Origin of the sequence: Brevundimonas sp. TWP3-1-2b1, assembly GCF_049896165.1 — a bacterium.
Lineage (GTDB): Bacteria > Pseudomonadota > Alphaproteobacteria > Caulobacterales > Caulobacteraceae > Brevundimonas > Brevundimonas subvibrioides_B.
Map to the genome: position 1 here is coordinate 1 of NZ_JAFCTT010000021.1, position 22,013 is coordinate 22,013.

The 22,013-nt window shown below is 68.6% G+C and carries 26 protein-coding genes; 3 read left to right on the forward strand and 23 right to left on the reverse strand.

The annotated features are described in order from the left end of the window. Positions 1 to 1,721 (reverse strand): DNA topoisomerase (ATP-hydrolyzing) (locus ACP7AB_RS15835; protein WP_426046187.1); only part of this gene is annotated, 1,721 nt, incomplete at its 3' end. A 133-nt stretch (positions 1,722 to 1,854) separates the two neighbouring features. On the opposite strand from ACP7AB_RS15835, the gene ACP7AB_RS15840 reads away from it, so the two are divergent. Next, entirely contained in the window at positions 1,855 to 2,424 is a 570-nt protein-coding gene (locus tag ACP7AB_RS15840; protein WP_425990659.1) for a superoxide dismutase family protein, read from the forward strand. 131 nt (positions 2,425 to 2,555) lie between these two features. On the opposite strand, the gene ACP7AB_RS15845 is transcribed toward ACP7AB_RS15840, so the two are convergent. The 5 genes from ACP7AB_RS15845 to ACP7AB_RS15865 all read right to left on the reverse strand — a co-directional run bounded on the left by ACP7AB_RS15845 (position 2,556) and on the right by ACP7AB_RS15865 (position 8,195). Continuing rightward, a complete protein-coding gene (locus tag ACP7AB_RS15845) occupies positions 2,556 to 3,464 on the reverse strand; it encodes a DMT family transporter (RefSeq protein WP_425990661.1) in 909 nt (302 codons plus the stop codon). An 81-nt stretch (positions 3,465 to 3,545) separates the two neighbouring features. Next, positions 3,546 to 4,046, reverse strand: coding sequence for a single-stranded DNA-binding protein (ssb, locus tag ACP7AB_RS15850; protein ID WP_303697072.1), 501 nt, complete (start codon positions 4,044 to 4,046; stop codon positions 3,546 to 3,548). 108 nt (positions 4,047 to 4,154) lie between these two features. Then, positions 4,155 to 4,589 carry a hypothetical protein gene (locus ACP7AB_RS15855; protein WP_425990663.1) on the reverse strand — a complete coding sequence of 145 codons (435 nt, stop codon included), beginning with the start codon at positions 4,587 to 4,589 and terminating at the stop codon, positions 4,155 to 4,157. Continuing rightward, a complete protein-coding gene (locus tag ACP7AB_RS15860; RefSeq protein ID WP_425990665.1) occupies positions 4,589 to 5,287 on the reverse strand; it encodes a hypothetical protein in 699 nt (232 codons plus the stop codon). The genes ACP7AB_RS15855 and ACP7AB_RS15860 overlap by 1 nt, the downstream gene beginning before the upstream one ends. Positions 5,288 to 5,378: 91 nt before the next feature. Beyond that, positions 5,379 to 8,195 carry a transcriptional regulator gene (locus ACP7AB_RS15865; RefSeq protein WP_425990667.1) on the reverse strand — a complete coding sequence of 939 codons (2,817 nt, stop codon included), beginning with the start codon at positions 8,193 to 8,195 and terminating at the stop codon, positions 5,379 to 5,381. A gap of 112 nt (positions 8,196 to 8,307) precedes the next feature. Here ACP7AB_RS15865 and ACP7AB_RS15870 point away from each other — a divergent pair, with 112 nt between their 5' ends. Further along, on the forward strand, positions 8,308 to 8,436 hold the full coding sequence (locus ACP7AB_RS15870; protein ID WP_425990669.1) for a hypothetical protein: 129 nt from the start codon (positions 8,308 to 8,310) through the stop codon (positions 8,434 to 8,436). 3 nt (positions 8,437 to 8,439) lie between these two features. Here ACP7AB_RS15870 and ACP7AB_RS15875 read toward each other — a convergent pair whose 3' ends face one another. The 11 genes from ACP7AB_RS15875 to ACP7AB_RS15925 form a co-directional block, all read right to left on the reverse strand. Beyond that, positions 8,440 to 9,273 (reverse strand): flagellin, encoded by an 834-nt coding sequence (locus ACP7AB_RS15875; protein ID WP_425990671.1) that lies wholly within the window; start codon positions 9,271 to 9,273, stop codon positions 8,440 to 8,442. Positions 9,274 to 9,410: 137 nt separating this feature from the next. Further along, positions 9,411 to 9,701 carry a flagellar protein FlaG gene (locus ACP7AB_RS15880; protein ID WP_425990672.1) on the reverse strand — a complete coding sequence of 97 codons (291 nt, stop codon included), beginning with the start codon at positions 9,699 to 9,701 and terminating at the stop codon, positions 9,411 to 9,413. Between the two features lie 75 nt (positions 9,702 to 9,776). After that, complete coding sequence (locus ACP7AB_RS15885; RefSeq protein WP_425990673.1) at positions 9,777 to 10,610, reverse strand: flagellin; 834 nt, start codon at positions 10,608 to 10,610, stop codon at positions 9,777 to 9,779. Between the two features lie 405 nt (positions 10,611 to 11,015). Then, entirely contained in the window at positions 11,016 to 11,501 is a 486-nt protein-coding gene (locus ACP7AB_RS15890; RefSeq protein WP_425990677.1) for a hypothetical protein, read from the reverse strand. Then, a complete protein-coding gene (locus ACP7AB_RS15895) occupies positions 11,498 to 11,881 on the reverse strand; it encodes a M15 family metallopeptidase (protein WP_425990679.1) in 384 nt (127 codons plus the stop codon). Before ACP7AB_RS15895 ends, ACP7AB_RS15890 begins: the two co-directional genes overlap by 4 nt. Then, positions 11,878 to 12,162 (reverse strand): hypothetical protein, encoded by a 285-nt coding sequence (locus ACP7AB_RS15900; protein WP_425990681.1) that lies wholly within the window; start codon positions 12,160 to 12,162, stop codon positions 11,878 to 11,880. The genes ACP7AB_RS15895 and ACP7AB_RS15900 overlap by 4 nt, the downstream gene beginning before the upstream one ends. Further along, the gene (locus ACP7AB_RS15905) at positions 12,155 to 12,322 is read right to left on the reverse strand and encodes a hypothetical protein (RefSeq protein WP_425990683.1); all 168 of its coding nucleotides are present in this window, start codon (positions 12,320 to 12,322) and stop codon (positions 12,155 to 12,157) included. The genes ACP7AB_RS15900 and ACP7AB_RS15905 overlap by 8 nt, the downstream gene beginning before the upstream one ends. A 5-nt stretch (positions 12,323 to 12,327) precedes the next feature. Further along, positions 12,328 to 13,776 carry a DUF2793 domain-containing protein gene (locus ACP7AB_RS15910; RefSeq protein ID WP_425990685.1) on the reverse strand — a complete coding sequence of 483 codons (1,449 nt, stop codon included), beginning with the start codon at positions 13,774 to 13,776 and terminating at the stop codon, positions 12,328 to 12,330. A gap of 278 nt (positions 13,777 to 14,054) precedes the next feature. After that, positions 14,055 to 14,783: an anti-sigma factor gene (locus ACP7AB_RS15915; RefSeq protein ID WP_425990687.1), complete on the reverse strand. Its 729-nt coding sequence runs from the start codon at positions 14,781 to 14,783 to the stop codon at positions 14,055 to 14,057. Next, complete coding sequence (locus ACP7AB_RS15920) at positions 14,780 to 15,337, reverse strand: sigma-70 family RNA polymerase sigma factor (RefSeq protein ID WP_425990689.1); 558 nt, start codon at positions 15,335 to 15,337, stop codon at positions 14,780 to 14,782. The genes ACP7AB_RS15915 and ACP7AB_RS15920 overlap by 4 nt, the downstream gene beginning before the upstream one ends. A 73-nt stretch (positions 15,338 to 15,410) precedes the next feature. Further along, complete coding sequence (locus ACP7AB_RS15925) at positions 15,411 to 15,872, reverse strand: DUF4112 domain-containing protein (protein ID WP_425990690.1); 462 nt, start codon at positions 15,870 to 15,872, stop codon at positions 15,411 to 15,413. Positions 15,873 to 15,940: 68 nt separating this feature from the next. On the opposite strand from ACP7AB_RS15925, the gene ACP7AB_RS15930 reads away from it, so the two are divergent. Beyond that, a complete protein-coding gene (locus ACP7AB_RS15930) occupies positions 15,941 to 16,909 on the forward strand; it encodes an endonuclease/exonuclease/phosphatase family protein (protein WP_425990692.1) in 969 nt (322 codons plus the stop codon). On the opposite strand, the gene ACP7AB_RS15935 is transcribed toward ACP7AB_RS15930, so the two are convergent. The 6 genes from ACP7AB_RS15935 to ACP7AB_RS15960 all read right to left on the reverse strand — a co-directional run bounded on the left by ACP7AB_RS15935 (position 16,881) and on the right by ACP7AB_RS15960 (position 21,918). Beyond that, positions 16,881 to 18,083, reverse strand: a complete 1,203-nt coding sequence (locus tag ACP7AB_RS15935) for a CCA tRNA nucleotidyltransferase (RefSeq protein ID WP_425990694.1) — start codon at positions 18,081 to 18,083, stop codon at positions 16,881 to 16,883. The genes ACP7AB_RS15930 and ACP7AB_RS15935 overlap by 29 nt on opposite strands. Continuing rightward, positions 18,080 to 18,745: a CoA pyrophosphatase gene (locus ACP7AB_RS15940; protein WP_425990696.1), complete on the reverse strand. Its 666-nt coding sequence runs from the start codon at positions 18,743 to 18,745 to the stop codon at positions 18,080 to 18,082. The genes ACP7AB_RS15935 and ACP7AB_RS15940 overlap by 4 nt, the downstream gene beginning before the upstream one ends. Continuing rightward, entirely contained in the window at positions 18,742 to 19,305 is a 564-nt protein-coding gene (locus tag ACP7AB_RS15945) for a DUF1285 domain-containing protein (protein WP_425990698.1), read from the reverse strand. The genes ACP7AB_RS15940 and ACP7AB_RS15945 overlap by 4 nt, the downstream gene beginning before the upstream one ends. Positions 19,306 to 19,478: 173 nt before the next feature. Further along, positions 19,479 to 19,970, reverse strand: coding sequence for a GNAT family N-acetyltransferase (locus ACP7AB_RS15950; RefSeq protein WP_425990700.1), 492 nt, complete (start codon positions 19,968 to 19,970; stop codon positions 19,479 to 19,481). A gap of 77 nt (positions 19,971 to 20,047) precedes the next feature. Further along, positions 20,048 to 20,830, reverse strand: coding sequence for an enoyl-CoA hydratase (locus ACP7AB_RS15955; protein ID WP_425990702.1), 783 nt, complete (start codon positions 20,828 to 20,830; stop codon positions 20,048 to 20,050). After that, on the reverse strand, positions 20,827 to 21,918 hold the full coding sequence (locus ACP7AB_RS15960; RefSeq protein ID WP_425990704.1) for an MBL fold metallo-hydrolase: 1,092 nt from the start codon (positions 21,916 to 21,918) through the stop codon (positions 20,827 to 20,829). The genes ACP7AB_RS15955 and ACP7AB_RS15960 overlap by 4 nt, the downstream gene beginning before the upstream one ends. Positions 21,919 to 22,013: the final 95 nt, after the last annotated feature.

The window sequence follows — 22,013 nt, forward strand, 5'->3', positions numbered from 1 at the left end:
GTCATGCCGGACTTGCCCTTGCCGCCGCGATGCTGGGTCCGATAGGCGTTCAGGGCGACGCGCTTGACGTAGCCGCCGTGGGTGACGGTGACGACCATGTCCTCGCGCGGGATCAGGTCCTCGTCTTCCAGTTCGAAGTCGCCTTCGCCGATGGTCGTGCGACGGGGCACGGCGAACTCATCGCGCACCTTCAGAAGATCCTCGCGGATGATGGCGATGATGTTCTTGCGGTCCGACAGGATCGTCAGGTGGCCCTGGATGGTGTCGGCCAGGCCGCGCGCCTCGGCGAAGATGTCGTCGCGGCCGAGGCCGGTCAGGCGGCTGAGCGTCAGGCCAAGGATGGCGCGGGCCTGTTCGTCAGTCAGCTTCAGGCTGTCGCCGTCGATCAGGACGGAGCGTGGATCGGCGATCAGCTCGACGAGGGCGATCATGTCGCCGACAGGCCAGGCCTTGGCCTGCAGCCGCTCACGCGCCTCAGCCGGATCGGCCGAGGACCGGATGATGTGGATGACCTCGTCGATATTGGCCACGGCGACGGCCAGACCGACCAGGACGTGGCCGCGGTCACGGGCCTTGGCCAGCTCGAACTTGACGCGACGGACCACGACCTCTTCGCGGAAGTCGAGGAAGACCTCGAGCATCTTGCGCAGGCCCATCTGTTCCGGGCGGCCGTGGTTCAGGGCCAGCATGTTGACGCCGAACGACGACTGCATGGCGGTGTAGCGCCACAGCTGGTTCAGGATCACGTCGCCGGACGCATCGCGCTTCAGTTCAATGACGATCCGCATGCCCTGGCGATCCGATTCGTCGCGGACGTCGGAAATGCCTTCGAGGCGTTTCTCGCGGACCATCTCGGCGATGCGCTCGATCAGGGTCTGTTTGTTGACCTGGAACGGAAGCTCGGTGACCACGATGGCCTCCCGGTCCTTGCGGATGGTCTCGACCGAGGCGACGCCGCGCACGATGACCGAGCCGCGACCGTCGCGCAGGGCGTTGCGGGGCGCGGTGCGGCCCAGGATTTCCCCACCGGTGGGGAAGTCGGGACCCGGCACGATGTCCAGCAGGGCGTCGTCGGAGATGTTGGGGTCGTCCAGCAGGGCCACGGCCGCATCGACGATCTCGCCCAGATTATGCGGCGGGATGTTGGTCGCCATGCCGACGGCGATGCCGCCCGCGCCGTTGACCAGCAGGTTCGGGATCCGCGCCGGCAGGACGACGGGCTCCAGCTCCTTCTCGTCGTAGTTCGGCTGGAAATCGACGGTGTCCTTGTCGATGTCGTGCAGCAAGGCGCTGGCCGCCGGGGCCATCCTGGCCTCGGTGTATCGCATCGAGGCGGGCATATCGCCGTCGACCGAGCCGAAATTGCCCTGGCCGTCGATCAGCATCAGCCCCATCGAGAACGGCTGGGCCATGCGGACCAGGGCCATATAGACCGAGGCGTCGCCGTGCGGGTGGAACCGGCCGAGCACGTCGCCGACGACGCGGGCGCATTTCGAATAGCTGCGCTCGGGCGTCATGTTCAGGTCATGCATCGAGTAGAGGATACGACGGTGAACCGGCTTCAGGCCGTCACGGGCGTCCGGCAGCGCGCGGCTGACGATCACGCTCATGGCGTAGTCGAGGTAGGAGCGTTTCAGCTCGGCCTCGATCGAGATGATGGAAATGTCCGAGCCGCCCGAACCGGCTGGCGGTGCGGCGTTTTCGTAGCTGTCGTCGGTCAAGGATTTTAGGCTTTAGATGGCCGGAATCGGAACGTGATCCGCTATGACGATTTCTAGCACCCGTGGGCCCGCGAGGCAAAGTTTCGCAGGCTTTTTCACAGGCGCCCGGCCTATCCGTGAAAGGACCAAATCCATGCGCACCGCAGCCCTTGCCGTCGCCCTCCTCGCGGCCCCGCTGGGAGCCTGCGTCAGCGTCACCGCCAACGACTACGGCGATCACACGATGATGCGGGCGACGCCGGGTGACTTCGGCGAGGCGACCCTCGTCAACGCCTCCGGCGCGCGAATCGGCCGGGCCGTCCTGACGCAGGGCGCGACGGGCCTGCTGATCCGGATCGAGGCGACCGGCCTGACGCCGGGCTGGCATGGGGTGCATATCCACGCCGTCGGCGAATGCGCCGCGCCCTTCACCTCGGCCGGAGCCCATGTGAACCACGGCGAACCGAAGGCCCCGCACGGCCTGATGAACGCAGGAGGGCCCGATGACGGGGATCTGCCCAACATCTTCGCGGCGCCCGACGGCTCGGTCTCGGCGGAGCTGTTCACCAGCCGCGCCCGGATCGCCGACGAAGGCCCGGGTCAGTGGCTGTGGGATGCGGACGGCTCGGCCATCGTCATCCACGCCAAGGTCGATGACCATGTCAGCCAGCCGATCGGCGGCGCCGGCGACCGGGTGGCCTGCGGCGTGATGGCGGCGGGCTAGAGCCTGATCGTTTGAGACGGAAGCGCTTCGCGCTTCTCTCGAAAGCGTGAATCAGGCTCTCGCTGATAACTGGAGCAGGATCCACGGCATCAGCGGAATCGCGAAGCGATTCCTCTCCAGCCGATCCTGCTCTAGGCCTTCGCCGCGCCTGCCCGCAGGCCCCGCTCCGCGAGCGCGACCACAGCCACGCCGGCCATGGTCAGGGCGGCGCCGGTGAGGATCTGCGGCGTCAGCACATCGCCCAGCAGGCCCCAGCCGATGGCGATCGAGACCACGGGCGTGGCGAGGAAATAGGGCGTCACCCGCCCCGCCTCGCGCTTCTGCACCAGCCAGAACACCATACTGGTGGCAAAGACCGACGAGATGATCCCAGCCCACAGCATACAGACCCAGATCAGCGGCGTCGCGGCCCGCACAGCCTCGACCTGACCGGTCTCGAACATGGCCGAGCCGAACGCGAGGGTCGGCAGGGCGACAAAGGCGAGCAGCCCTTGCATCTTCAGCGGCGGGATCGAGGTGGTCCGGCGCGCGATCACGGTCGTAATCCCCCAGAAGGCCGCTGCAGCGATAATCACCAGGATGGCGGGCCAGTCATGCAGGGCATGGGGATCGGCCGACATCCAGGCGACGCCGATCAGCGACACGACCATGCCGATCAGGGCGGCGATCGACAGCCGCTCGCCCAGCAGCAGGAAGGCGAACAGGGCCGTGAAGGGGATCCAGAGCTGGGACGCGACCGAGACCGGGCTGACGTCTTCGGCCAGGGCGAACCCCAGATAGAGCAGACCGTAGTGCAGGGGTCCGCCAAGGATGACGATCAGGACCAGGCTCTTCCAGTTCGGAAAGGGCGGGCGCACGAAGGGGATCAGGCACAGGGCGGCGATGGAGAAGCGAATGGCTCCGGTCAGCAGCGGTGGCAGCACCTCGGTCGCCACCTTGGCGGCGGCATTGTTAGCCCCCCAGATCACCACGATGGCGGCGATCGCGCCGATCTCCATCAGGGACAGGGGGCTGTGGGGCTTGTCGGGAGTTACGGGCACGGACGGCCTATCGCATGCCCGAACAAAAACGTCGGCTCACAATGCATGAGCCGACGTTTCGATTGCGCTGGACCGGTCTGTTTAGAACGGGATGTCGTCGTTGAGGTCGTAGCTCTCCTTCGGGCCGGAGGGCTTGTTGGCGCCGCCGGTGGAGAAGCCCGAGGAGTAGTCGTCGTCGTTCGAGCGACCGCCCGAACCCTGACCGCCGCCTTGAGAAGCGCCGCCGCCGTCACGGCCGCCCAGCATGGTCAGCTGACCGTTGAAGCGACCGATGATGATTTCGGTGGTGTATTTCTCGACGCCGTCCTTGTCGGTCCACTTGCGCGTCTGGAGCGAGCCTTCGACATAGACGGTCGAGCCCTTTTTCACATAGTTTTCAACGACCTTGACGATGTTGTCGTTGAAGACCGAAACACGGTGCCATTCGGTCTTCTCCTTGCGCTCGCCCGATGACTTGTCACGCCAGGTCTCGGAGGTGGCCAGGGAGAAGTTGGCGATACGGTCGCCGTTCGGCATGGAGCGGATTTCCGGATCGCGACCCAGATTGCCGATGAGGATGACCTTGTTGACGCTTCCCGCCATGATGAAATTCTTTCTCTGATCGCTCCGGCGCGACTGTGCGACCGGGCTGAAAATCCTGGTCCCGCGAGGCGCGCCCGCGAAACCGTTAACACGTGTTCCGAGTTTGTTCTACTGTCCCGGGAACGAGGGCGGGGCGCGTTCCTCGACCACGACGCCCAGTTCGGTGACGCCACGCTCGATGGCGCCCGGCACCGCCAGGCGACCGTCGCCGGTCCGCGCCAAGGCGAAGAACCGCGCCCCCTCCAGCGTCCGCGCGAACGAGACGCCCCGACGGTCGACGAAGATGAACTGGCCCTGATAGGCGCCGGTGACCTCCTCGCGCGTGCTGCCCAGGCTGCGGAAACGCAGACGCATTTCCTCCAGCCGGGCGGCGCACATCTCGATCTGGACCTGATCACGCGCGACGACGTTGAAGACCGGCTCGCCCTCAGACTGCTCAACCGCATAGCAGACGCCGGTATCGGTCGGGGCCTTCACCGCCTGGGCGCAACCCGCGAGGAGCGGGATCGCCAGGATCGATGCGATCAGGATGGGGCGGATCATCAGTTCAGGCTCGGGAACTGGCAGCTGCGATCCTGGTCGGCCAGGATGCGGAAGCGCGTGTTGTCATTGGACTGTTCGACGCGCCGGGGCACCAGACGCAGGGTCAGGTTGCCGTGGCGGCCGTACTGGGCGTCGCCAGGGCGGACGCAGGTTCCCGCGTACAGGGCCTGGACGCACTGGTTCAGGCTCATCTGGCCCAGCTCACGCCAGTCCGAGCCGGTGAAGCGCAGGCAGGATGCTCCGGACGCACGCTCCACGCGCGGCTGGGGCTGCGGCTGGGGCTTTTCGGGCAGGGTCGTGTCGTAGGGATCGACGACGCCGCTGCCGGCTGTCCCGGCCGCATCGGGCAGGGCTGGCGGCGGGGCGAAGGACGCCGTAGGGGCGGCGGCGAGGGCGCCCGTCTCGTCGAGACCCACATCCAGGGCGTCCGTGGCCAGGCCGTTGCGTCGGGCGCAGTCGGACAGGGTCGCCATGCCGATGAACTGGCCATCGACAAAGCAGCGCAAGGCTCGTGTCGGCTCCAGCGACGGCGCATCGCCGACATTGACCGTCAGCCCGCCGGGGCCTTCGGTTTCCGGCGCTTTCGGTGCGGCCGGTTCACGGCTTCCGCCGAACACCAGGGCCAGCACCACGGCCGCCAGGACGGCGAGGCCCACACCGATGGCGATGATGACGCGATTGTCGTTGGGCAGTTGCATGAAGCGGAGCTCGCTGGGCGTCGGGCCTTGAAGGCCTCAATAACCCCGCCCCGCCCCGGGGCGTCAACTGCGAAGCGAAAACGGCGCCCGCTTATCCGGTCAGGCGGGCGAGCGCAGCCTGATAGTTGGCGAGCTGGTTGGTCAGATAGGCGGGGACGGGACCGGACGCCGAAGCAGTCGCGTCCTGGGGCGCCAGTCCGCGATAGGCGTCGCGGATGACCTTGAGCGCGCCCTGAAGCTTTTCGCCGGCCGCCGTGATCGCAGCCTCGTTGTTCAGGGTCAGGTTGCCGGGCAGGTCCAGGCCGAAAGTCTTCACACTGGTGTCGGCCGAGGCCAGCCCGACATAGCCCGCCGACAGGCCGAGCCCCATCAGGGCGTCCCTGCCAGTCTCGCCGGCGGTCAGGATCGCGCCGGTCTTGCCGTCCTTGGCCATGATCGACAGGCGCTGGACGCCGCCGGTGGTGGTCGTGGTCTCGCCGTCCCTGCCGGTGACCGCGCCGCCTTCGGAGGCGACGGTGACCTTCAGCTTGCCGCCGGACGCCACGCTGATCTTGCGGGCCAGGGTCGCCAGGGTGTCCTTGGCGTCGATGGTCACAGCCTGGGCCCGGCCGCCGTTGGCGGGCGTGATATAGAAGCGGTCGCCGACCCGCAGGGAGGTGGCGTCGGTCAGTTTTTTGGAATCGCTCTGGTCGATCTCGCCCTGCGGCAGGCCCAGACGGTCCAGGACGCTGGCCCCGCCGGACGCGACAGCCAGGGTCATCGGCCTGGCCTGGTCGCCGTCTCCGGACCAGGTGCGGGTGTATTCGACCGCGCCGGTCAAGGGGTCGAGCCGGGTCAGATAGGCCTTGGTCGGGTCCGTGTCCTTTGCGGCGGGATCGCGGTCGGCGATGCCGGTGATCCAGACCTTCCCGTCATGCACCTTCACGTCGGCGGCCGTGTCGTCGCCCGCGTCGCCGTACCAGCTCAGCCGATCGGTCCCGGTGGCCGTCAGGTCGGTGGAGATGGCGGCGACGAAGACGTCCTTGCCGCCCGAATGGGCCGTGGTCGTGGTCCCGGCAGCGAGACCGCTGTCGCGGCTGGTCCCGGTCAGGATGACCTTCCCGTCGGCGACGGCGATGCCGGCGATCTCGCCCGAAATGGCGCCGAGGTCACGCGTCGAGGCCAGGGTCGGCACGCCCTCCGCGTCCAGGGTGAAGCGGCGCACCACGGCGCGGCTGTCCTCGACGCCGGCTGTATAGAGGTTGGAGCCGTCGATGGTCATCGCATCGACGCTGTCGTCGCCGCCGGTGCCGAACTGGCTCTGGCCGATCGCCTTGGAGACGATGCCCGCTGTCGGATAGGGCTCGCCCGCCTTGAAGGCCTGGACATATCCATCCCAGCCGCCGACCGAGACCGATCCGGGAATGGCCGATTTCGACCGCCCGCCGATATAGACCAGGCCGTCGGCGCCGAAGGAGACGCTGGTCGCCTCATCGGCCGCGCGGGCGCCGCGACGCTGGGTCCACCGCTCCTCGCCGTCCTTGTTGAACACGGTGACGAAGCTGTCGGCGACGTTGGCGACATCTCCGGTCCTGCCCGCGTCCGTGGTCGAGGTGTTCAGCGCCCCGGTAACCGAACCGGCGACCGCGACATCACCGTTGTCGTCGATTGCGATGGCATAGCCGCTGGCGGTCGAGGCGGCCCCCAGGGTGCGGGTCGCGACCAGCCGTCCAGCCGAATCGTACTTCATCAGGGCGACGTCCTGGACGCCCTTGATCGGCTGGCTCGTCCCGCCGGAGGTGACGTCGCCGACGATCCACAGCGAGCCGTCCGGCCCGACCGCGCTGGCGCGGACGGCTGTGACGCCCTCGGGCATCTTCTCCTGGGATATGCGGCCGTCGACCCATTGGGTCTCGCCGACGTTGCCGCCGGCGGGCTGGGCCGCCGTCCCGCCGTCGCTCTGGAACTTCAGGATCTGGTTGATGGTGGTGGCTGGAACGGTGGTCTTGGTGGTCGATACGCCGTTGACCGTCGTGGTCACGGTCGTGGCCGGGGCGCCGGCGGACTGGACGACATAGACGGCGTCCGATGTCTCGGAGGCGGTGAAGCCGACGGTCTCGGTCGAGGTCCCGCGGATCGCGAGCGCCCACCTGTCGGGGCCCGCCGGCAGGGTCACGGGCTTTCCTGCGACCTGGATGACCTTGGGCTCCGCCTTGATCTGGTCGCGGCCGATACGGGTCTGGAAGCCGGCGGCCTCCAGCTTGCCGTTGATGAAGCTCGTGACAAAGTCCATCGTCCGGGGCGTCGAACCCATATCAGACAGATCGATCGGCACGGCTGTGGTCTGGGTCGAAAGCCCGACCGGCGCCTTGATGGTGATGTTGAACCTGGTGTCGCCCTGGAAGGCCTTCACCGGCGTGTCCAGCGCGCCTTCGTGGATCGGGCCGGTGATCGAGTTGGAGCTGTCACGAGGGACGCCGGCGGTCGTCTTGGAGGTCGAGGACGACCTGCCCTGCACCATGCGCAGCGCGTCGAATTCGGCCTTGCCGAGGTAGGAGCCGATTTCGGCGAGGCCCGAGGCGAATCGTTTCTGGGTCAGGGCCAGGTCGGTCGTGCTCAGGCCCTTCACCGAGGCGCGATTGGCCAGGGCGTTGAGCGACTCCAGCCCCTGATAGAGGGCGAACAGCTTCCTGTAGTCGGCCGAGGCGCCCTTCACGTCGAGCTGGGCGGCGTCCTCGTTGACGAAGGCGCGGCCGCCGAGCGCGGCGCGAACGAGGGCGTCCGCCTTGGGCGCTGTCGCCTGGGCCGAGGTGCTCCACGGCGCGGTCGGCTGGGCCTTCTTCGTGACAAGCTTCGTCAGCGCAGCCGAGGATGCGGGGTCATACGAACCGCCGAACAGACCCATCAGATAGCTGTTGTTGATCGCCACTCGATCCTCCGCGGAGGACGGTACGCGAGCGGGCTCAATGCGAGATTAATGTTCGACCAGGGAACGATGGAATGCGAATCGTGTTCTGATCTCGTCGGACAGGAGTGAGATCATGATCTTCCCGAAGTCACTAATCCAGAACCTGCTGGCCCTGTACGGGTTCGGAGACCGCTCGCAGCCGCCGCGCCGCCGCCCTGCCCCCGTGGTGATCGGGCACACCCCGGGCTCGGGCCGCTTCTGATCCTTACTGGAACAGGGACAGAATGATCTGCGGCGCCTGGTTGGCGATCGACAGGGCCTGAGCTCCGAGCTGCTGCTGCACCTGCAACGCCTGCAAGCGCGCGCTCTCCTTGGCGAGGTCTGCGTCCACCAGATTGCCAATGCCCGATTCGATCGTGTCTGCGAGCTTCGAGACGAAGGTATTGTGCGCCGAGATTTGCTTGGCCTGGGCTCCGAGGTCGCCGAGCGCCGAGTTCAGCTTGCTGATCGAATTGTCCAGCTTGCTGAGCGCCGTGGTCGCGCCGGTGATCGTCAACAGGCTGTCAGCCAGACCAAGCGTCAGGATGGATCCGCTGAGGGTCAGGTTCTTGCCCGACAGGGTCACGAACGACGAGGCGTCGGCGTTGGCGAGGAACTTCAGCCCGTTGGTCAGGGAGCCGTTCAGGACGTTGCCGCCGTCGAACTCGGCGTTCTCCACGGCCGACTTGATGGCGCGGAGCAGGGCCTGGAAGTCGGCGTTGAGCAGTTCGCGGGACTGGGTCTTGAGCGAGACGTCCTTGGCCGCGACGACCTTCTCTTTCAGCTGGTTCAGCAGGTCGGAGATCGATTCGCCCGCCGACATGGCGACGTCGGCGATGGAGGTGGCGCGGTCCAGGCTCTGCTTCACGGCGGAAAGGGCGCCGAGGTCGGCGCGCTGGCCCTGGGCGATGGCCCAGATTGCGGCGTTGTCCTTGGCTCCCTGGATTTTCAGCCCGGTGGCGACCCGATTCTGCACCCCGGTCAGGTTGTCGTTGGTGCGGGACAGGTTCTGCAGCGCGACGGCGGCGGCGGCATTGGTGTGAACGCTGTTCGTCGTCATAGGTCTTCTAGCCCCGGGTTATCGCCGGAAGGCTAGGTCAGTAACAGTCACCGTATGGTTAACGCCTGTAAACCACGACGATTAACCGCGGCGGGCGATCCCGGGCGGTCTGGAAGGTTGGGCCGGCGTCTGAAAAATCAGGCGCTGGTGTCGATCAGGCCCCCGGCCGTGTAGCCTCCGCTTTCGGCCATTCGCAAAACCTGCTCTCGCGGGAACTGGCGGATGACCTCACCGGTGGTGCTGTCCAGGGTCTTGTAGATGAAGGTTCCGTGGATGGGCCCTTCCTCGATGATCAGACGATACCGGGCGGCCTCTTCAGCCTTCTGTTCGGCGCGGTCCTGATCGAAGTCGTTGCTCGTGGTCGCGGCCCCGGTGGCTGCGACGACGGGCAAAGCGGCGGCGCCTATCCTCTTTGCATTGGTGTCCATGGCTCCTCACGCCGGGTCTTCCGGCGTCCCCTAGGGAACGGTCGGGCGGGACCGAAGTCCCGCCCTTCCATTGGCTTATCGGAACAGGCCGAGCAGGATCGAGGTCGAGGAGTTGGCGATCGACAGAGCCTGCACACCCAGCTGTTGCTTGGTTTGCAGCGACTGCAGTCGCGCGCTTTCCTTGGCCAGATCCGCATCGACCAGGTTGCCCACGCCGTTTTCCAGAGCGTCGGAAAGCTTGCCGACGAACGTGCGGTGCGTGTCCAGCGACTTGGCGCCGGTGCCCAGGCGAGCCAGAGCGGACGACACGTTGTCGATGGAGGCGTTGACGGCGGCCAGAGCGGTGGTCGCCAGGGTCGAGGTGCCGATGGTGGCAGTAGCCGCGAGGGTCACGTTGGCGCCGCCCAGCGACAGGTTTTCACCCGCCACCTTGATGGTGGAGCCGGCCGTGTTCGACAGAGCCTTGTAGCCATTGGTCGTGGTCGAGTTGTCCAGCAGGTTCACGCCGTTGAACTTGGCGTTCGAGACCACCGTGGTGATCTGGTCGCGGATGGACTTGAAGTCTTCGTTCAAGGCCTTGCGCGAGGCCGTGGACAGCGACTTGTCAGTCGCCGACAGGGCCTTTTCCTTCAGCTGGACCAGCAGGTCGGAGACGGATTCACCGGCAGCAATGGAAACGTCGGCGATGGACGAACCGCGATCCAGGCTGTCCTTGACGGCGCCGAGGGCACTGATCTCACCGCGCTGGCCCTGGGCGATAGCCCAGATAGCGCCGTTGTCCTTGGCCGAGTTGACCTTTTTTCCGGTATTGATGCGGCCCTGCACGACGCCCAGCTCGGCGTTGGTGGATTGCAGGTTTTGCAGGGCGACGAGGGCGCCCGAGTTCGTGTTCACGCTGTTCAGCGCCATGACGAAAGTCCTTGTTTCAAGGTGTCCGACCGTCATTTTGACCGTCGAGAGCATTTTGCTCAGCAGCATCAGAAGCAATTGGCGCGCCAACCGTCGCAAGTTCGACAAACCACCAGCGCGTTGAAATAACTACGGTACTTTGCCTTAACCACGCTTCTCGCCCGGCAGGTTTTGCCGGTTTGCCGGCCGGACGGCAGGAAATGCCGGGCACCCGGCAGGTTTTGCCGGGCGTTTCGTCCGGACGAAACGAAAACACCCTGACGAAACGGACGAAACGGACGACGTCAGGGACGCTTCGCCGCCTCTCCCGCCCGTCGCTCGGCCAGCAAGGTCTCGACCGCCAGTCGCCGCGCGGCGTCGCAGTCCGCGATCTGGCGGCCCCGGGTCATATAGCCGGCCTCCAGGTCACCCAGGGTCGGGGCGGCGGGAAGACGATGCAATTCGCACGGCCGGCTCGCCATCGCCGGCAGGGTGAGGCGCGGCGGGGCAACCGACGAGATCGGGCGCGATCCGGCACAGCTCGCGGTCATGGCCGCGCAGGCGATCAGCGCGATCGGCAGGCAAGGGAAGGGAAGAGTCATCGGCGGTTCTCGCAGTCTGGATGGATCGGGCGGTGGCGCGTTCCAGCGTCACGGCGGACTGGACGGCGGCGTCGAGGCGGGCGACCTGGCCGGCCTGACCCTCGGCCTCGGCGGTTCGTGCGGCGGCCTGCTGCGTGGCGGCGGCGACCGAGGCCTCGGCGCGGTCGAGCCGTCGCCGGTCGAGGCCGAACGGATCCCAGCGGAAGCCGAGACCGCCGAGGACGACGGCAGCGACGGCGAGGACAAAGACGCCGAGGACCAGCCAGCCCATCGGCGCCAGCGTCCGCAGGACCGGAGACAGGCCGATCATGGGAACAGCCGCCGGTCGAGCTCGAAATGCGGCCCGTCGCGCAGGCGCGGCCAGTCGCCGCCCCAGACCAAGGCCACACCCTTCGCCTTCGCCGCCGTCTTGATGGCCTCGGCGATGCGCGGATAGAGGGGCCAGTCCCAGCGGATCGCACCATCGATCATGGCGGCGACATCGACCGCGTGGCCGGTTATGTGCCGCGAATTCAGGGTGCGGCTGGCTCCGGCGCGGACCAGACACGCCTGTCGGGCCGTTGTCCTCAGACCTTCGGTGACCATGATGTCGACCGGCGTGATGTGGATCGCCGCCTCGATGACGCCGACGAGGGCGGGATGGACGCCCCTCATCCGGGCGCGGGAACGTTCGGACAGACGGAAGCTCATTTCAGGGCTCCGAGACGCAGACGCAGATTGACCAGCAGGGCGACCAGTTGCTGGGCCGTCGGCGCGACCAGATAGAGGATCAGGGTCAGGGCCAGCAGCGACATGAGGCCCGAGGCCACGGCCGGGAGGGCGTGGGATTCGGTCCGGTCGATGACGGCGGACAGCGACCGCCACAGGGCGAAGCTGGCCGCGAAGACATAGAGCCGGCGCCACAGCCATCTGGCCTCCGCCAAAGGCAGGGATGGAGGCCGGGATGAGGGCTGGGGGTCGTTCTCAATCATTGTCAGGCTCCTCGTCGGAGGCGGGATGGATCCTGGACCAGTCGGCTCCACAGACGGCGCGGCTCTCGTCGCGGGACAGGCGGCGGGGCGCCTCCAGCGCGTCGAAATCCAGCAGAGGGCCGACACCGTCGAAGAAGGGGTCGGCGTCGGGATGCGGCATCGGCCTCATCCCTGAATCAGGATCACGACGACACCGCCCGAACCGGCGCCACCCGCACCACCGGAGATGACGCCCGCGCCGCCCCCTCCCCCGCCCGCGCCATAGCCGCCCGCCACGCCGCCCGCCGGACCTGCGCCGGAGGTCACCGCGCCCGCGCCGCCGCCGCCGCCGCCGGCCACCGCGATGCTCGAGGCCGGCGCCGATCCGCTCGAACCGGTCGTCGAAACGCCGCCCGCGCCCCCGGAAGCGGGACTGGCGAGAACACCACCCGCGCCGCCGGGCCCGCCGGCTCGCGCCACACCGCCCGCATCGAGTCCGCCGCCGCCTCCGCCCCCGCCTGGAGACCCCGGGCTCTCGAGACTGCGACCCGTCTCGGCCGTGGCGATGGCCGAGGCCGCACCGCCGGGGTTGCCGCCGTGGATGCCGGGTCCGGCCGCGCCCCCGGCGCCGCCCGCCGCGCCGCTCGCGCCGGGCTGGCCGCCGCACGCGGTCAGGAGAGTGACGCCCGAGGCGGTGATGAGGGTGTCGCCGCCGGTTGCGCCGGACGCCCCGCCCGCGCCGAGGGTCACAGTCAGGTGGCCGGGCAGGTCCTCTACGCGCCAGACCGCCCGGGACAGGCCGCCCCCGCCGCCCCCGCCCCCGCCCTGACGCACGCCGCTCGCGCCCGAGGCTCCCGCACCGCCTCCGCCCCCGCCTCCGAGCGCGGTGACGATCAGCAGCCGGGCCCAGTCGGGCGCGACGAAGTCGCCGCCGGCTGTGAGGCGCACCGTCTCGGCCCGCGTGGCGCCGCAGGAGAACCAGACGCGGGCGTCGTCCTTGTCGATGCGCAGGGCCTCGCGCCAGGTCCCGCCGTCGGGACTGACCTTCAGGCGCAGGTCGTCGTCGCCGATCAGGCCGAGTTCGGCGCGCCCGCCGTAGCCGCTCTGGAACAGCAGAGAGAGAACGTCGGCGGCGCCCGTCTTGTTGAAGGTGAAACGCAGGTCGCCGTCGCCGCCGTCACCCGTCGACAGGGCCGTCCACAGCGCCTTGTTCAGCCTGGCCGCGAAGGGATTGTCGGCGTCGGCCGCGGTGTTGAGGCCGAACCGGGTCAGGTCCTGCAGACGGACCGGAAACGGTGTCCAGCCGTCGTCACCGCGCACGACGAGGGCGCCCTCGTCCAGCACGACGGCCAGCGTCCCGACCGGCGCGGGCACGCGGGTCCAGCCGCCCAGTTCGGCGCGGGCGAGATCCCCATCCGACCACCCCGACCAGACGGCGCCGGTCGGGGTCGCGGGCAGGATGTAGAGGGCGCCGTCGTCCGGGTCGGCGGGCTGGGCCACGACGGTGCGGCTGACCACAGCCGTCTGGGCCAGAACGTCCAGTCGGGTCAGGGCCTCGTTGAGGGTGACATGTTTCTGCAACTGACCGGCCGCCAGATAGGGCAGGTCCAGTCGCGCGCTGTGGTTCGAAGCCATTTCGATCTCCGTTGGAATGCGGAGATCAGTGTGCGGGCGCCCCGGAGGCCCGCGCGTTGAAAGGCTCTAAAAAGAGCCGGCCGTTGAATTCATTGGGGTCCTGGGTCGATCCGTTGATGGGTATCGCCGGAAAACGGAGTGCGGGGAGACCATGGAAGGGCTGGGAGGCCTCCCCGCTGACCGGATCGCGGCTGTCAGGACCCACGACGCCGCGCGAGGCGGCGGCGTAACGGCCCGGTCCCGAACAACTACGGACGGCTCGCCGGGCCGGATGCTGTCTACAGGGACTGAAGCGCGCCGGTGGCGACCACCGGGCCATCCGGCTTGTCGGCGGCGGGGGTGTGACCGGGCGCCTCCATCGAGATGGCGACGGCGACCGCCTGACCCGCCGTAGAGGCCAGGACGTCGGTCAGATGGTGATGCGAGGCGGCCGAGCCGTCGATGGCGCCGATCAACTGGACCCCGGCCTCGCCCGGCCTGACCAGCCAGAGGTGCGGCACGGCGCTGACTCCATCCATCGCGTCCGTGGGAGCGATGAACAGATTTCCGGTCGCACTGTCATAGGCCAGGGCCACCACAGGAGTCCCGCCATCGGTCATGGCGATGGTGGCGACGCGGGTCACGCCGCCGGTCGGGACCGTCTGGACGATGGGCGCGGGGGTCGGGCGCGTGGCCAGCAGGGCGACCGCGACGAGGCTGGCGGCCAGCAGACCGGTCGAGCCCAGGGCCCACATCCTCCAGAAGCCGGCGCGGTTGTCGTTCGCAGCGACCGGGGCGATGCCCGCCTCGACGCGGGGCCAGACTCGGGCGGATGGCTGGACGGGTGGAATCTCGGCGATAAACCCGGCCAGATGCTCGTTCCAGACCTCGACCTCGGCAGCGAAGGCGGGGTCGGAGGCCTCGCGGGCGCGGGCGGCGCGCTCCTCTTCGGGCGACAGGACGCGCAGGGCCAGCTCGCCGGCCAGGGCGTCATCAGGGCCGGGTTTGTCGGAAGGGAGGTCGGTCATGATTCGAGGCAGCTCCTCAGCCTGAGCAATCCCCGCCGGATCCAGCTCTTCATCGTACCCAGCGGCACGTTCTCGCGGATCGCCAGGGCGTCATAGGTAACCCCCTCCAGGAAGGCAGTGCGGATCACGCCGCGGGCCCTGTCCTCCAGCGTGTCGAGACAGGCGTTCAGCCGGTTCACCTCGTCCGTCGTCTCGATCACGTCCGAGGCCAGGGGGGCGCCGTCGGCCAGGTCGTGGGCGTCCTCGACCGGGGCTGTGCGACGCATCGGCGCGGCCGACCTCAGACGGTCGATTGACCGGTTGCGCGCGATAGTCACCAGCCAGGTGATCGGGCTCGCGCGCGCGGGGTCGAAGGTCGAGGCCTTCCTCCAGACGGTGAGATAGGTGTCCTGCAAAACGTCCTCGGCCAATTGGCGGTCAGCCAAGATACGCAGGCACACGCCCAATAGCTTCGCGGAGGTCGCTTCATAGACGATCCTGAAGGCGGCCCGGTCGCCGTCGCCCGCGTTGCCGAGAGCCACGGCCAGTTCGTCTCGCGTCAGCATGGGGGTCATTCAGCGGGTCCGGCCAGTCTCGATGGCCGGAATAGGGATGGCCCCGACCGATCCGTCAAGCGAAACAGCGGCTTCAGTCGTGCAGATAGACGACGCGCCGTTTTTTCGGATCGGCCTTCATCGTGGCGACGTGCCGATCGTGCTCGCCGGATGCCCGCGCGTCGCGCTCATTCGCCTCGACCCAGTGGGTGCTCTCGATGTCCTTCTGCAACGCCTTGGCCGCCATCAGGTGGCCGGGGAAGAAGAAGTCGACCACATTGCCGGCCACCGGCACAGTCCCGGCGCCGACGTCGAGACCCAGGTAACCGGCCATCCGGGCGATGGTGTAAGGCGTGGCCCTGGCGCGCACGGCCTGGGTGAACAGCCATGCGGCGGCCCCGACGCTGTAGACCGTGCCGACGAGCGGGATCCAGGTCAGCAGACCGTCCATGCCGATGCCGAAGGGGCCGAAGCCGACGGCCCGGTCGGAGAGCTTCTTGACGCCCTCGACATTGGACCAGATCTTCTCGATATCCCCGATCGACCGCTTCGCCATGTTCGCCCTCCCAAGCGACGGATCAACGCACTACATCGACCCGCGTTCACCAAGGATAGCAAGTCTTAGTGACTGACAGAGCCTCGTATGCGCGATTGTTCGCGGCCGGTGTCGTGGGGCTGGCGCTTCTGGCTCCGCTGGCGATCGCGCTGGCGGGCCTGAGCGGGATCGGTCACCGGTGGATCGACATTCTTGCGCAGTTCACAGGGCCGGCGCTCATCGCGGCGGCGGCGGGGCTGGTCGCAGCGGCGCTTTTGCGATCGCGGACCCTGGTCGCGACGGCGGTGGTCGTCTGCGCCCTCGTGCTGGCGGCCGGGTCGAGCCAATGGGCGCCGCCGCGCGGAGACCCCGAGGCGGGCTCGCCGGACTTCACCCTCTACTCCGCCAATCTCCAGGCCCGGAATACTGATGTGGACGCGATAGCGGCCTCAATCGCTGCGGCCGATGCGGACGTCGTCGTCCTCGTCGAGCTCGGGGATGCGCCGGCGGCGGAGATCGACAGGGTGCTGGCGGGATACCCCTATCGGGCCGTCAACGGCCGCATCGACCGACCGGGCGGCGCCGCCCGGTCGGTGATCGCTTCGCGGCGGCCGTTGCACGACATCCGGCTTCGCATTCCGGCCCTGTTCGTTGTGGGGGCAAGGGTGGAGACCGATCTGGGCCCGGTCACGGTCGCGGGCGTGCACATGACGCGGCCATGGCCCTATCAAATCCAGTGGGAGCAGATTCGCCAGGCCGAGGGACTGTCGGACTGGGCGAGGTCCGTCGACGGGCCGGTGATCGCGGCCGGGGATTTCAACAGCATCTCCAGCGCCCGGATCGGCCGGATCATCAAGGGCAACGGCGCGTTGATCCCCGCGCCGGGTTGGCCGGGGACCTGGCCGACGAAGCTGCCCGACGCCGCCGGCATGACCATCGACCAGGTCTATCGCTCGCCCGATCTGGCCTTGGTGGAGCGGCGGTTGGGCCTGCCCACGGGATCGGACCACCGACCGGTCATAACCCGCTTCACAAGGGCCGCTTCGCCAGCCGAGTGAGCCGCTCCTGATGGCCGTCGGCGGGGAAGTCCTCGGCGATCCATTCGGCCTCGAAGGCCTTCAGGATGAGGCCATGCCCGGGGCCGGGCTCAAAGCCCATTTTCGCCAGGTCGCGGCCGCCGACCGGCAGGCGCGGAACGGGCCAGCTATCGATTAGCGCCAATGCCGGGGCGGTATCGGCCTGCGTCTGAAGCGCACCGCCGCGCCGGATACGGTCGCTGACGGCCTCCTTGCCGAGGCGATAGATCAGCGCGCGCAGCTCACGCTCGCCGGTCGTCGGATCAAGCGGTCCCCCGGCTGCGGCGGCAAGGCGGGTCTCGATCGCCCTGGGCAGACGCAGGCCGCGCGCGATGTCCACAACAGCGGCCGGGTCATCCGGCAGAAGGGCCGACAGCCGCAGGACCGGATCGTCGCTGGCGGCGCTCAACGCATCGAAGGCCCCGAGCCCGGACACCGCAGGCAACAGCCGCTCCAGCACCCCGGCGTCGCGCATCGCATGGATGGCCGGGCGCGGATCGGGCGCGGCCAGCAGCTTCATCAGTTCCTTCGACACCCGCTCGGCGGACAGCCGCGTCAACCCTGAGGCGTGGGTGGTGCAGGCGGCGAGGCCCTCGGCGTCAGGGTCCGAACCACCATACCAGGCGAAGAAGCGGAAGAAGCGCAGGATGCGGAGATAGTCCTCCGCGATCCGGGTGTTCGGGTCGCCGACGAAGACGACGCGTCCGGCGAGCGCATCCTCCACCCCCTGCCCAGTCGGGTCGAAGATGGCGCCGGTGCGATCGGCATAGAGGGCGTTCAGGCGGAAGTCGCGGCGCGCTGCGTCCTCGGCCCAATCGTCGGTGAAGGCCACGACGGCGCGGCGGCCGTCGGTCTCAACGTCGCAGCGCAGGCTGGTGATTTCATAGGGCTTCCTCTCCGAGACGGCGGTGACCGTGCCGTGGGCGATGCCTGTGGGAACGACCTTGATCCCGGCCACCTTCAGCGCCGCCATCGACTCCTCGGGCTTCAGCCGGGTGGCGACATCGAAGTCGTCCACGGGCCGTCCGACCAGGGCGTTGCGAACCGACCCCCCGACGAAACGGGCGCTGTCGGGGCCGCCCGCCGCCTCCAGCGCGTCGAAGACGGCGGCGGTCGCGGAACTCGTCAGCCAGTCCTGGCCCTCCAGCCGGATCATGCGGCGTCCTCGGCGGCCGATTCGGGGAGGTTCAACTCGTCGCCATAGAGGCGCGCGCGCAGGCCGCGGATAATGCCGGCGGTCACGCCCCAGATATACTGCTCGTTCCAGGTCATCGCCCAGAACCACCGTTTGACGCCCTCCGGCGCCTCAAGATGGTCGCGGCTGTGGTTGGCCGGGTCCATGAGGAAGTCCCAGGGGGTCTGGAAGATTTCCGCCACCTCGTCGGGCGAAGCCTTCAAGGGCGGCAGGCGCGCGATCCAGCCGACGACGGGCGTGACCAGATAGCCGGTGCCGGTCTCGTAGGGGTCGGACAGACCCAGGACGGTGACGGCGGCAGGGTCGAGGTCGACCTCCTCCCGCGCCTCGCGCAGGGCGGCGTCGACCGCCGTCTCTCCGGGGTCGAGCCGACCGCCGGGAAAGGCGACCTGGCCGGTGTGTCTGGCCAGGCTGTCGGCGCGACGGGTCAGCAGAACGCGCGCGCCCGCGGGATCGGCGACGATCGGGATCAGGACGGCGGCGGGCTTCAGCGGACCGGGCGTCCAGCGCGGCGCGCCGGGGTTCAGGTCGAAGTCCGAGCGGATGGCGCGTGTCTCCGCCCGCCAGTCGCCGACCGGCGCCAGCCGCTCGACCAACCGATCTTTCAGGGTCCGATGGCTCATTCCACGCCCGCTCCCGGCGGACCGAGCGGGAACCAGACTCCGCCGGACCGGACGGCGAGGCGGCCATCCCTGACTTCGGCCAGCTCGACCAGATCGTAGAAGACGGTGCGTGCGATGCGGGCCTCGAGGTCGGCGCGGACATGGACGCGGGGCGCGGGTTCTCCGGTCTCGGGATCGGTCTCGACGGTGATCGGGTGGTCGGGCCCGGCGCGGGTCTCGTCGCCGACATCGGTGGTGAAGACCAGGTCGTCGCCGTCGCGGGTCATGGTCACCGCGCGGAACGGCAGGTCCTCGACCTCGATCCGCATCTTCTCGCCGGGGGTGACGAGGTGATAGCCGTCAGGGTCGCGCCTCAGCACCGTCGAGAACAGCCGCACCAGTTCGGCGCGGCCGATCGGCGAACCCTCATGCATCCAGACGCCGTCGGCGCGGATGACGATGTCGATGTCGCCGCAATGCGCCGGATGCCAAAGATGCACCGGCGGCAGGCCGCGACCCGGCGCCTGTCTGGCGGCGGCCGTTATTCCGGCGAGACCCTGGGGTGGTTCAGAAGCGCTCATTCATTTCACCGTGCACCCCGGCCCACGGGTCCGGCAATGCCGGCCCGGGGATAAACTACGTCCGGGGTCCAAATGGAAAACTCCTGCGGGGCCGATGTAGTCCCGGTGCGTCGTCCCGGCCGCCTGAATCCGTGATCTGGACCCCGGCCTTCGCCGGGGTGCAAGAAGTGGGGTTATGCCGGAAGCGCCAACCCGGAAGGCGCGGCGCTGGTAATCGGCAACCACATCACGCGCTGCGGATCGGCGGGTCCGGGCAGGCGCACGTCCGGCGCGGGCTGGAAGCCGAAGCGCGAGAAATAGGGCGGGTCGCCGACCAGCAGCACGCCGGCCACGCCCCGGGCCTGCGCCTCGCCGAGGCAGGCGCCGACCAGATCCGCGCCTATCCCGCCCCGCCGCGTATCCTGAGCCACGGCGATCGGCCCGAGGAACAGGGCGTCCAGCCCATCCACCGTGATCGACCACAGTCGCACCGAGCCGATCATCCGGCCATTCTCGCGCGCCACGAAGGCGGCCGCGATGCTGGCGGATTCACGAATGCGCTCCGCCGTCTTGGCGAAACGGCCGGGGCCGAAGGCGGCCATCACCAGCGCCTCCGCCTCTTCGCGGTCGGCGGGCGTCTCGGAGGCGATCCGGAAACTGTTCGAGAGGACGGGCGCGGCGCTCATGGCGCGGGCGCTTAGGGGCAATGGGGGGCGGGATCAAGGCCGCTGTCTTCCTTCTCCCAGCGGGAGAGGGAAGCCGCCTACGAAAACACCGGCGCCCGCTTCTGGGTGAAGGCCATGAAGGCCTCCATGGCCTCGGGGCTGGACATCTGGGAGCCGAAAGCCTCGCCCTCGCGCTGCATCAGGCTCCACAGGGCCTCGGCGTCGCGCATCAGGCGCTTGGTCTTGCGCAGGGAGTTGGGCGCGCGGGCGACGAGTTTGGCGGCCAGGCCGTCGGCGACGGCGTCGACCTCGGCGGCGGGGACGGCGCGGTTGGCGAGGCCCCAGGCCAGGGCCGTCCGCCCGTCGATCGGCTCGCCCAGGGCGAAAATCTCGAACGCGCGTTGATGGCCGATGGCCAGCGGCAGGAGCAGGGACGAGCCCGCCTCGGGCGCCAGGGCCAGGTTGATGAAGGGCGCGGACAGAAGCGCGTCCTCAGCCACGACGACCATGTCGCAATGGAGCAGAAGAGTCAGGCCGATGCCCACGGCGCGACCGCGCACCGCCGCGACCACTGGCTTGTCCATCTCGGCCAGGGCCTTGAGAAACTGGAAGACGGGCGCATCGACGACCTGCCCGCCGCCGCCCTGGGCCCCGATGGCGATGAAGTCGGCGATGTCGTTGCCGGCGGAGAAGCTGTCGCCCTCAGCCTTGAACAGCAGGACGCGGACGGCGTCGTCGGTGCGGGCGCGGTTCGTCGCTTCGGCCAGCAGGGCGTACATCGCCTGGGTGATGGCGTTCTTCTTCTCCGCGCGGGCGAAGGTGACGGTCAGAACGCCGTCCGACAGGTCAACGCTGACGGGGGGGCGGATGGGGTCGCTCATGCGGTCTCCGTTTCGGTGAGGCTCCACCAATCCACGCCGTCGGCGTCGCGTTCGCGGCGCACGCGGCCCTGACCGGCCAGATAGTTGAGGTGGGCGATGGCCTCGCCCGTGGCCATGCCCAGAATGCCGTCGCCGACCGGGCGGGCAAACAGGGAGGCGAAGACATCGACGGCCCGTTTCGGCTCGCGCAGCGTCCGCTCCAGCCGTTTCAACGCGACGGCATGACCGCGCTTCAAGGCCTCGATGCGCGGCAGGACGCCCGTGAAGGGCTCGCCGTGGCCAGGCAGGACGAGCAGATCAGCCGGCAGGAGATCGCCGAGCCGGTCCAGCGAGGTCATCCAGTCATCCAACGGATCGGCGTGGGGTTCGGTCGGCCAGACGGAGATGTTCGACGAGATTCGCGGCAGGATCTGGTCACCCGAGATGAAGACGTCATCCGACTTGCGCCACAGACAGGCGTGCTCGGGGCTGTGACCGTTGCCGATCACGATGGTCCAGTTCTCGCCGCCGATCGACAGGACCTGGCCCTCCCGGATCCGCTGATAGCCGGCCGGCATGGCCGTCATGCCCTTGGCGAACATGCCGTAGGACTGGCGGTAGCGCTCGATCTGCGCCTCGTTCCAGCCGCCGGCGCGCCAGAAGATCGCGCCGGCCTCTGGCGCCGTGCCGGTGTCGGCGAACAGCATGCGGCCAGTGACATATTCCAGCTGGGTCATCAGCAGGGGCGCGTCGAACCGCTCGCACAGCCAGCCGGCCAGGCCGATATGGTCCGGATGCATATGGGTGCAGATGACCCGCGTGATCGGCTTGCCCGCCAGCGGCCCGGTCAGCGCCGCCTCCCAGCCCGCGATGGAGTCCGGTGTTCGGATGCCGGTGTCGACGACGGCCCAGCCTTCGCCGTCCTCGATCGCATAGACGTTGATGTGATTGAGCTGCATCGGCAGCGGCAGGCGCAGCCACAGCACGCCGGGGGCCGCCTGGATCGCCTCTCCGGGCGCCGGAGGGGGACCGAGCGGATAGGTCAGGCCGCGCAGGCCGTCGCCGCCGGTCTCGGCCTCGCCTTCGCTCGTGATCACGCCGTCCGCCAAGTCAGTCTCCAATCGCAACGCGCCGACCATAGGCCGGGGAGGATACGCGCGTCCAGCGCCCGGTCTTGACCTCATCACAACGGCTCGCCAAGGCT

What these genes read in the sequence shown, in the direction of transcription:
- ssb (WP_303697072.1), bottom strand. Translation starts at nt 4,046, where the DNA reads ATGGCGGGAAGCGTCAACAAGGTCATCCTCATCGGCAATCTGGGTCGC.
- ACP7AB_RS15950 (WP_425990700.1), bottom strand. Translation starts at nt 19,970, where the DNA reads ATGAGCGCCGCGCCCGTCCTCTCGAACAGTTTCCGGATCGCCTCCGAG.
- ACP7AB_RS15900 (WP_425990681.1), bottom strand. Translation starts at nt 12,162, where the DNA reads ATGATTGAGAACGACCCCCAGCCCTCATCCCGGCCTCCATCCCTGCCT.
- ACP7AB_RS15905 (WP_425990683.1), bottom strand. Translation starts at nt 12,322, where the DNA reads ATGCCGCATCCCGACGCCGACCCCTTCTTCGACGGTGTCGGCCCTCTG.
- ACP7AB_RS15910 (WP_425990685.1), bottom strand. Translation starts at nt 13,776, where the DNA reads ATGGCTTCGAACCACAGCGCGCGACTGGACCTGCCCTATCTGGCGGCC.
- ACP7AB_RS15840 (WP_425990659.1), top strand. Translation starts at nt 1,855, where the DNA reads ATGCGCACCGCAGCCCTTGCCGTCGCCCTCCTCGCGGCCCCGCTGGGA.
- ACP7AB_RS15955 (WP_425990702.1), bottom strand. Translation starts at nt 20,830, where the DNA reads ATGAGCGACCCCATCCGCCCCCCCGTCAGCGTTGACCTGTCGGACGGC.
- ACP7AB_RS15925 (WP_425990690.1), bottom strand. Translation starts at nt 15,872, where the DNA reads ATGGCGAAGCGGTCGATCGGGGATATCGAGAAGATCTGGTCCAATGTC.
- ACP7AB_RS15940 (WP_425990696.1), bottom strand. Translation starts at nt 18,745, where the DNA reads ATGAGCCATCGGACCCTGAAAGATCGGTTGGTCGAGCGGCTGGCGCCG.
- ACP7AB_RS15860 (WP_425990665.1), bottom strand. Translation starts at nt 5,287, where the DNA reads ATGCAACTGCCCAACGACAATCGCGTCATCATCGCCATCGGTGTGGGC.
- ACP7AB_RS15890 (WP_425990677.1), bottom strand. Translation starts at nt 11,501, where the DNA reads ATGATCGGCCTGTCTCCGGTCCTGCGGACGCTGGCGCCGATGGGCTGG.
- ACP7AB_RS15875 (WP_425990671.1), bottom strand. Translation starts at nt 9,273, where the DNA reads ATGACGACGAACAGCGTTCACACCAATGCCGCCGCCGCCGTCGCGCTG.
- ACP7AB_RS15915 (WP_425990687.1), bottom strand. Translation starts at nt 14,783, where the DNA reads ATGACCGACCTCCCTTCCGACAAACCCGGCCCTGATGACGCCCTGGCC.
- ACP7AB_RS15920 (WP_425990689.1), bottom strand. Translation starts at nt 15,337, where the DNA reads ATGACCCCCATGCTGACGCGAGACGAACTGGCCGTGGCTCTCGGCAAC.
- ACP7AB_RS15945 (WP_425990698.1), bottom strand. Translation starts at nt 19,305, where the DNA reads ATGAGCGCTTCTGAACCACCCCAGGGTCTCGCCGGAATAACGGCCGCC.
- ACP7AB_RS15895 (WP_425990679.1), bottom strand. Translation starts at nt 11,881, where the DNA reads ATGAGCTTCCGTCTGTCCGAACGTTCCCGCGCCCGGATGAGGGGCGTC.
- ACP7AB_RS15870 (WP_425990669.1), top strand. Translation starts at nt 8,308, where the DNA reads ATGATCTTCCCGAAGTCACTAATCCAGAACCTGCTGGCCCTGTACGGG.
- ACP7AB_RS15885 (WP_425990673.1), bottom strand. Translation starts at nt 10,610, where the DNA reads ATGGCGCTGAACAGCGTGAACACGAACTCGGGCGCCCTCGTCGCCCTG.
- ACP7AB_RS15880 (WP_425990672.1), bottom strand. Translation starts at nt 9,701, where the DNA reads ATGGACACCAATGCAAAGAGGATAGGCGCCGCCGCTTTGCCCGTCGTC.
- ACP7AB_RS15935 (WP_425990694.1), bottom strand. Translation starts at nt 18,083, where the DNA reads ATGATCCGGCTGGAGGGCCAGGACTGGCTGACGAGTTCCGCGACCGCC.
- ACP7AB_RS15855 (WP_425990663.1), bottom strand. Translation starts at nt 4,589, where the DNA reads ATGATCCGCCCCATCCTGATCGCATCGATCCTGGCGATCCCGCTCCTC.